The organism is Flavobacterium sp. FlaQc-48 (assembly GCF_044007335.1).
In the GTDB taxonomy this organism is placed as follows: Bacteria; Bacteroidota; Bacteroidia; order Flavobacteriales; family Flavobacteriaceae; genus Flavobacterium.
Map to the genome: position 1 here is coordinate 57,628 of NZ_JBIPCR010000027.1, position 8,123 is coordinate 65,750.

Sequence of the window (8,123 nt, forward strand, 5' to 3'; positions counted from 1 at the left end):
AAATTATGAAATTTAAACAAATAATAATAGCCATACTAGCATTGTTTACCGTAGTAGGCTGTACCGAAAATTTTGACGAACTGGAAAAAGATCCGGTGGCGTTGACAGCAAATCCGGCAGGACAACTTACGTTTACTCAGTTGTGTATGTCAGGTGACGGATTTTACCAGTGGAGAACCAATCTGATTTATTCAGGAGGCTTTGTACAGCATTATGCCGGAGCATGGAACGTAACGGAGTTTGGCAGCAAATTCAAGAAAGATGACGGATATGCAACGGCACTTTGGAGAAATGGTTACTCAAATGAGTTAAAAAATGTAGTAGACATTCTCGAAAAAACAAGTACTGATCCTGCGGCTAAAAATATGAATGCGGTTGCGAAAATTATGAGAGTTATGGTAGCGCAGCGTATCACTGATATTTACGGTGATATACCCTATTCTGAAGCCGGATTAGGTTTCTCTAAAGGAATTGTAACACCTAAATATGATAAACAGGAAGATATTTATACTTCATTTTTTAAAGATTTAGATGATGCTTATACACAATTAAATTCAGGCAGTGGCGGAACAGTAAAAGGAGATTTGTTTTATAATGGAGACATTACAAAATGGAAAAAACTGGCAAACACCTTGCGATTACGTTTAGGAATGAGAATTTCGGAGGTAAAACCGGCTGAAGCTGAAAAACAAGTTAAAGCAGCCTTGCAGAACGGTGTTTTTGAAAGTAATCTTGACAACTGTATCATGAAACATTTAGATGCTACGTTTAATGATGATCCTGCTGCTATTGATTTTAGAGGTAATGGTTTGGCTTATGCGCTTGTGGGTAATGAAAATGGAGATCACTTTAGCACATTAGTCATAAACTATTTAAAAGACAATGGAGATCCAAGGTTAACGATGTATGCAACTCCTAAAACAACCAGTGGTCTTGTCTATGGCGGGGCAATACAACCTGGTGAGTCATTGTATGAAGGCGTTAAACCGGGGCTTTTTCAATGGGAAGTTCCGATGGGGGCAAGTTCAACTTCAGGAATTCAATCTTATTTTAAACAAAAAACAACCCCATTTTTACATGTAAGTTATTCAGAAGCGCAATTATTACTGGCTGAAGCAGCATTTAGGGGCTGGGTTCCCGGTTCTGCGGCAGATTATTATAAAAAAGGAGTTGAAGCAGGAATAAAACAACTAGAGATTTATGGCGCGGCACCTGCAGGTCAGGCAGCTATCAATACTTATCTAAATGCTAAACCATTAGTGGCAGGACAGGAAAAAGAGCAAATCGCAACAGAACTTTGGATCACTTATATTTTTAATAGTATAGAAGCATATTCAAACTGGAGAAGAACAGGTTTTCCTAAATTAGTTCCAATTACAAATCCGGATTCTGAAACCGGAGGAGTTACACCAACACGTTTATATTATCCAAATGATGAAATGCAGAAAAATGAAACCAACTATTTAGAAGCCTTATCTAGAATGGGCGGTAAAAACGACTGGTTAAACAAAGTTTGGTGGGATAAAAACTAAAAAAAAATAGTCCCAAATAAAGTTATGCCTGATAAGGTGTTATTTTCATTCTAATTAAAGATTAAAAACAACAAGTTTAAATTTAAAATTATGATAAAAAATAAAGCCTTATTAGGCATCCTTTTTTTTATAAGTTCCCTTTTTTCAGCCTACAGTTGTTCTGTTGAAAAAGAAAGTAATACTGAAAATTCAAAAAATAAAACAGCCAGGGTGGTAGGATATTTATCTTCGGATAATTTCAGTAAAATGAACTCCATTCAGTTTTGTAAATTAACACATCTCAATATTGCATTTGCAAATCCGGATAAATTTGGTAATCTGATCTTTAGCGGAGATATTGATGCACTTATTAAATATGCCAAATCTGTCAATCCTGATATTGTCATTAGTATTTCTCTTGCAGGTGGTGTTTTATCACCGGAGCAGGCAGCAAATTGGTCTTTTCTGATTGATAAACCCGAAAACAGACCGGCTTTGATTCAAAGTATTCTAAATTTTGTCGCATTACATCATTTAGACGGAGTAGATGTAGATCTTGAATGGGATGCGGTTACCTCAGGCTATAGTGGCTTTGTTATTGAATTAAAAAAAAGTATTACAGAACATAAAAAAATATTAACTGCCGCTTTACCAAATAATTCCCGATTCGAAAATATAAATTCGGCAGCACTAAATGCTTTCGATTTTATAAATATAATGTCTTATGATAGTACAGGGCCGTGGACTCCAAATAATCCAGGTCAGCACAGTTCTATGAGTAATGCTAAAGAAGGAATCGAATTTTGGCATAAACTTCAAAATGTACCCAGTGACAAGATTACTCTTGGTGTACCCTTTTATGGTTATAATTTTACCTATCCAACAGTGACCAGTTCCACTTTTGGACAAATTGTAGAAGCAGGAACTCCATTTGCCGATCAGGATGAAATAGGAAAAATATATTATAACGGAAGACAAACGATTGCCCAAAAAGTAGTGTATGCTTCTCAAAATACGGGAGGAATAATGATTTGGGAAATAGCACAGGACTCGTTTGGTGAATATTCTTTATTAGAAGTAATTCATAAAAAGTATACGGGCTTAAAAGTCAAAACTACCGGATTATGTGGAAATTAAAATTGTAAGGGTATAATTTTAATTGAAATTGATAAACCGAAAAATAAATAAGATTAAGACTACTCTTTTTTGTAAGAACAACGGATTATGATCTGTTTATTTGAAAAAATAATCGTAAAAGGCAGATTATTAGGTTTTTATTGAAATTGTGTTTTTTTAAATGAATTAGCATATGTACTAAGTAAAATGCCGTTAAATGTGCAAAATGCTATATAAAATTGATTTGAAAACGTTTTCGCGAAACAGATTATTGATTGTTTTATGTCGTTTGTTTAAAATTTAAAGTCGTTTGTATAAATTATTTTTTTTAACAATCCCTTAAGAATAAATTTACACCATAACTAACAAAATAAATTAACATGAAAAAAATTTTCTTAATCTTTATGATTGTTTTTACAGCGCAGGTTTCGCTTGCACAAGTAAAAAATGTCAAAGGTGTGATTACAGATTCTGATGGGATGCCATTGCCAGGGGCATCTGTTGCAGTGCAAGGAGGTCAAAAAGGTGCTACTACCGATTTTGACGGTTTGTACTCAATTGAAGCACAAAAAGGACAAACTTTAGTTTTTACTTACGTAGGTCTTGAAACACAAACAATAGTTGTAGGCGACGCTGCTACAATTAATGTTAAAATGCAACAAGCAGCATCAAATGCATTAAATGAAGTAGTGGTTACTTCATTAGGAATCAAGAAAACCAGAAAATCTTTAACTTATTCTGCTCAGGAACTTAAAGGAGAAGAGTTAACCCGTGTAAAAGATGCTAACGTTATAAACACAATTGCAGGTAAAATTGCAGGTGTTGCCGTAACAAAGAGTTCTGGGGGTACTGGTGGATCTACAAAAGTTGTTATTCGTGGAAACTCTTCGGTTGTTAATAGCCAGCCTTTATATGTTATTGATGGTATTCCGATGCTGAATTCCGGTTCAGGTCAGCCAAATGATACATTTGGAAGCTTATCAGGAGGTAACCGTGATGGAGGAGATGTTGTTTCATTGATTAATCCTGATGATTACGAAGGAATGACTGTACTAAAAGGTGCAGCGGCTTCTGTATTATACGGATCTCAAGGAGCAAATGGAGTAATTTTACTTTCTTCTAAAAAAGCTAAAAATGGAAAGGCAAATATTACCGCTTCCTCAGTAACTACTTTTGAAACTGCTGCTTATATGCCTAAATTTCAATCAGATTACATTGCTGCTAAAGGTGCGGATGAAAGTTGGGGAGCGAAACAAAAAACAAATGATTATGTTAAAGATTTCTTTAATACAGGAGTTACTCAAATTTCTTCGATAGGATATTCGACGGCTAATGAAAATTCGTCTACAACATTTTCTTATGCTAATACATCATCTTCAGGAATTGTACCAGGAAATACTTTAAAGAAAAATAACTTTGGAATTCGTCAGACAGCTAAGTTTTTTGGTGATAAACTGACTTTTGCTGCCAATGCAAACTATACTTCACAGTCAATTGCAAATAAACCGGTTAATGGTCTTTATTTTAATCCACTTACGGGGGTTTATCTAATGCCAAGAGGAAATGACTTTAATTATTATAAAGACAACTACGAAGTATTTGATCCATCAAGAAATTTAATGGCTCAAAATTGGATGACCAACAGAGATATTATGCAAAACCCATATTGGGGAATCAATAGAAATAAATCAGAAGATACAAATGACTTTTTTAATGGGGCATTATCTTTGACTTATAAAGCAACTAATTGGTTAAGTATTGCTACAAGATATAACTACAATAGAATATCAAGCGGATATGATAAATTTATTTATGCTACAACTCAAGGTGCTTTATCTCATATCAACGGTAGATATTATCATGAAGATGCTTTAAGTACACAACGATATGCAGATTTAATTGCTACAATAAATACTAAAATTGGATCAGATTTTTCATTTAATGCTAATATTGGTACGAGTGTCAGAAATACAATGATAAATCAAAAAACAATTTTAGACTCTGGAGTTGGAGGAGGATTAAAATATGCAAACTGGTTTACACTGCATAATTTTAATAACAATGCCGAAAATTACCAAACAATTGATTCTAACAAAGAAATTCAATCAATCTTTGCTGCTACTACTTTTGGTTATAAAGATATGTTGTATCTGGATCTTACAGGTAGAAAAGACTGGTCGTCAACATTGGTAAACACAGAAGAGGGAGGGTATTTTTATCCATCAGTTGGTTTGACTGCCTTAATTAGCGAGATGGCTGCTTTACCTGAATTTATTAACTATGGTAAAGTGCGCGTGGCTTATGCTCAAGCTGGTAACGATGTTGCTCCTTTTATTACAACTCCTACAAATTATTATCCACAAGGAAGCGGAACAAAATACAATCCAATAGTTGCTCCAAAAACAGGCACTAGTTTAAAGCCTGAATTAAAATCAGAATATGAATTAGGAACAGAATGGAGAATGTTTAATAATAGGCTAGGATTTGAGGTTTCTTACTACCATTCAGAAACTAAGAATCAGTATTTACAAGTCGTAGCACCAGTTGGAAATGTTCAGGGTGTTGATTTTTATGGTATTAATGCCGGAAGTATAGAAAATAAAGGTATAGAAGTTGTTTTGAATGCAGGGATTATCAGAGGAGATAAATTCTCCTGGGATGCAGCTGTAAATTTTTCTCAAAATAAAAATAAAGTAAAAGAAATCCCTGAAGAACTAGGAGGTAGAATTAACCTGACAAATCCGGGAGTAAATAGTTACAGATATGCTTTAATCGAAGGAAGACCGTTTGGAGTTATTGAAGGAATTAATTTCAAAAAAGATGCACAAGGCAGAGCTTTACTAAATGATGATGGAACATTTCAAAAAACTGATTTTGTCGAAGTTGGTAATTCTAATCCTGACTTTATGTTAAGCCTTTCTAACTCATTCAAATTGGGATCTTTCTTTGCCAATATATTAATAGATGGTCGTTTTGGAGGTGATGTAATGAGCTTAACAGAAGCACAGAATGATAGTTTTGGAGTTTCAAAAGCATCAGGGGATGCCAGAAATGCTGGTGGTGTTAATATAAATGCTGTAAGAGCAAGTGACGGTGTTGCTGTTACTAAAATGGATGCTGAGTCTTACTATAAACAAGTTGGTGGTAGAGCAGGGATTAGCGGACAGTATATTTATGATGCAACAAATGTAAGTGTTAGAGAGGTTTCTGTCGGATATACTTTTAATCCTAAAAAACTTCCTGTTTTTCAAACAGCAAGCATTTCATTAATAGCTAGAAACTTATTCTTTATTTATAAAGACGCTCCTTTTGATCCAAACGTTGCTTTAAGTACAGGCCAGGGTTTACAAGGTGTTGATATTTATGGTTTGCCTTCTACGAGAAGTATAGGTCTTAATTTAAATGTAACTTTCTAAAATTAAAAAAATGAAACTAAATAAAATAATAAAAACAACTGTTTGCGTTTCTTTGCTTATAATAGTTGGTTGTACAGATAATTTTGAGGATATAAATACCAATAAAAATGGTATTACTCCAGTTGATTTTGAACAGGATTTTAATCATATAAAAGGAGGATTTTCTCCAATGTTTAATAATATCCAGATTTTAAACCCGCCTGATTTATATCAATTGCAACAAGGACTTAATAGTGATGTATGGTCTGGTTATATGGCTAGTCCTACTCCTTTTGCAGGAGGATTAAACAACACTACTTACTCATTAGTTGATAACTGGAATGGCGTTTGTTGGGAAACCGCATACAAGACCATCATGTATAATGCTAATGATATTGCAAATAAAAGTAAAGGTAAATACGATCAGTTTTATGCTTTGTCTCTGATTCTAAAAGTAGAAGGAATGCATAGGCTTACCGATATTTTTGGTCCAATTATTTATTCAAAATTCGGGACTTTAGATACTACTATTGCTTATGATTCCCAAGAAGAAGTTTATACACAAATGTTTAATGAATTAGATGTTGCGATAACTGAATTAACAAAAAGAGTAGATGCAGGAGAAGCTAGTGTTTTTGCTTCAACAGATGAATCAGGTTATAAAGGTGATTATAAAGCCTGGGTAAAATTTGCCAATACATTGCGATTAAGATTAGCAATGCGTATTGTAAAAGTTAGTCCTGCAGTTGCCAAAGTACAGGCAGAAAAAGCGGTTGCACATAAATTTGGCGTTATGACTACAAATTCTGATTTATTTAAAATTGTTTCTACTGTTTATACAAATCCTATTGCAACAATTAGTGGTGGATGGTTAGATATTCGTATGTCAGCAGATATGGAATCGATCTTAAAAGGATATCAGGATCCTAGGATGCCTGTTTATTTTGATACTTCAGTTCAATTTCCTGGACAATATAAAGGTGTTCGTACAGGTATAGCGATTGCAGCAAAAGCAGATCACCAGGATTTCTCTGGAGTTGGTTCAGTTATAAGATCAAAAGAAGTTGTTTTAATGACTACTTCAGAGGCTTATTTCTTAAGAGCAGAAGGTGCTTTAAGAGGATGGAATATGGGTGGAGATGCAAAATCATTATATGAACTTGGAATTTCAACATCATTTGATCAAAGAGGGGTTTCAGGTGCTTCTGCCTATTTTGGTGATAATGTTAAAACAGCGGTACCTTATGTAGATCCTAATTTTCCGGAAAATAACTCAGCTGCTGTAAATAATGTAACCGTTGCTTGGGATGCTGCAGCAACTAATGAGGTAAAATTACAAAAAATCATCACTCAAAAATGGATTGCTGGTTTCCCTGAAGGCCAGGAAGCATGGTCTGACTATAGAAGAACAGGATATCCTAAACTTTTTCCTGTACTTAAAAATTATAGCGGAGGTACCATTTCTTCTGATTTGGGTGTGAGAAGAATCAATTTTGTTCAGGCAGAAAAAACAGGTAATAAAGGAGGTTATGAAACAGGACTAGCTAAATTAGGTGGTCCGGATACTGGAGGAACAAGACTTTGGTGGGATACTACTGCTCCAAATTTCTAGAATAAAATATCAAAGAACTATAAGAATTTAAGTTTGGTTAGTAAATGGTATAAGCAATGCGAGTTGCTTATACCATTTCAAAAACCAAAATTGTAAATAGCAAAAAAAGAAAAAGAAATGAAAAGTGCTTTAGAAATAAAACCTGATATCAGCTATAAAAGTGCGGGAAAATTTGAAGAAACCAGATTTGAGAAAATCCACAATGAAATCTTCAGAAATTCAGCAGAAGCTTCTATAATTGTGGCGCATGAAATCGCGCAATTAATTAGATCTAAACAAGAAAAAAACAAGTCTTGTGTATTAGGTTTAGCCACAGGTTCTTCTCCTATAAAAGTCTATGAAGAATTAGTGAGAATGCACAGAGAAGAAGGACTAAGTTTTAGCAATGTGATCACTTTCAACCTGGATGAATATTATCCAATGACAAAAGAGAACAACCAGAGCTATCATTATTTCATGCATCAGCATCTTTTTAACCACATTGACATC

Annotated in this window: 5 protein-coding genes; all 5 read left to right on the forward strand. The window is 34.2% G+C overall.

The annotated features are described in order from the left end of the window. Positions 1-5 precede the first annotated feature (5 nt). A complete protein-coding gene (locus ACHRWY_RS26375; RefSeq protein ID WP_395358796.1) occupies positions 6-1,532 on the forward strand; it encodes a SusD/RagB family nutrient-binding outer membrane lipoprotein in 1,527 nt (508 codons plus the stop codon). A 90-nt stretch (positions 1,533-1,622) separates the two neighbouring features. After that, positions 1,623-2,648 (forward strand): glycosyl hydrolase family 18 protein, encoded by a 1,026-nt coding sequence (locus tag ACHRWY_RS26380; protein ID WP_395358798.1) that lies wholly within the window; start codon positions 1,623-1,625, stop codon positions 2,646-2,648. Between the two features lie 359 nt (positions 2,649-3,007). Further along, on the forward strand, positions 3,008-6,043 hold the full coding sequence (locus tag ACHRWY_RS26385) for a SusC/RagA family TonB-linked outer membrane protein (protein WP_395358800.1): 3,036 nt from the start codon (positions 3,008-3,010) through the stop codon (positions 6,041-6,043). A gap of 10 nt (positions 6,044-6,053) precedes the next feature. Further along, on the forward strand, positions 6,054-7,634 hold the full coding sequence (locus tag ACHRWY_RS26390; RefSeq protein ID WP_395358802.1) for a RagB/SusD family nutrient uptake outer membrane protein: 1,581 nt from the start codon (positions 6,054-6,056) through the stop codon (positions 7,632-7,634). Between the two features lie 117 nt (positions 7,635-7,751). Further along, a partial coding sequence (locus ACHRWY_RS26395; RefSeq protein ID WP_395358804.1) for a 6-phosphogluconolactonase occupies positions 7,752-8,123 on the forward strand: 372 nt, incomplete at its 3' end.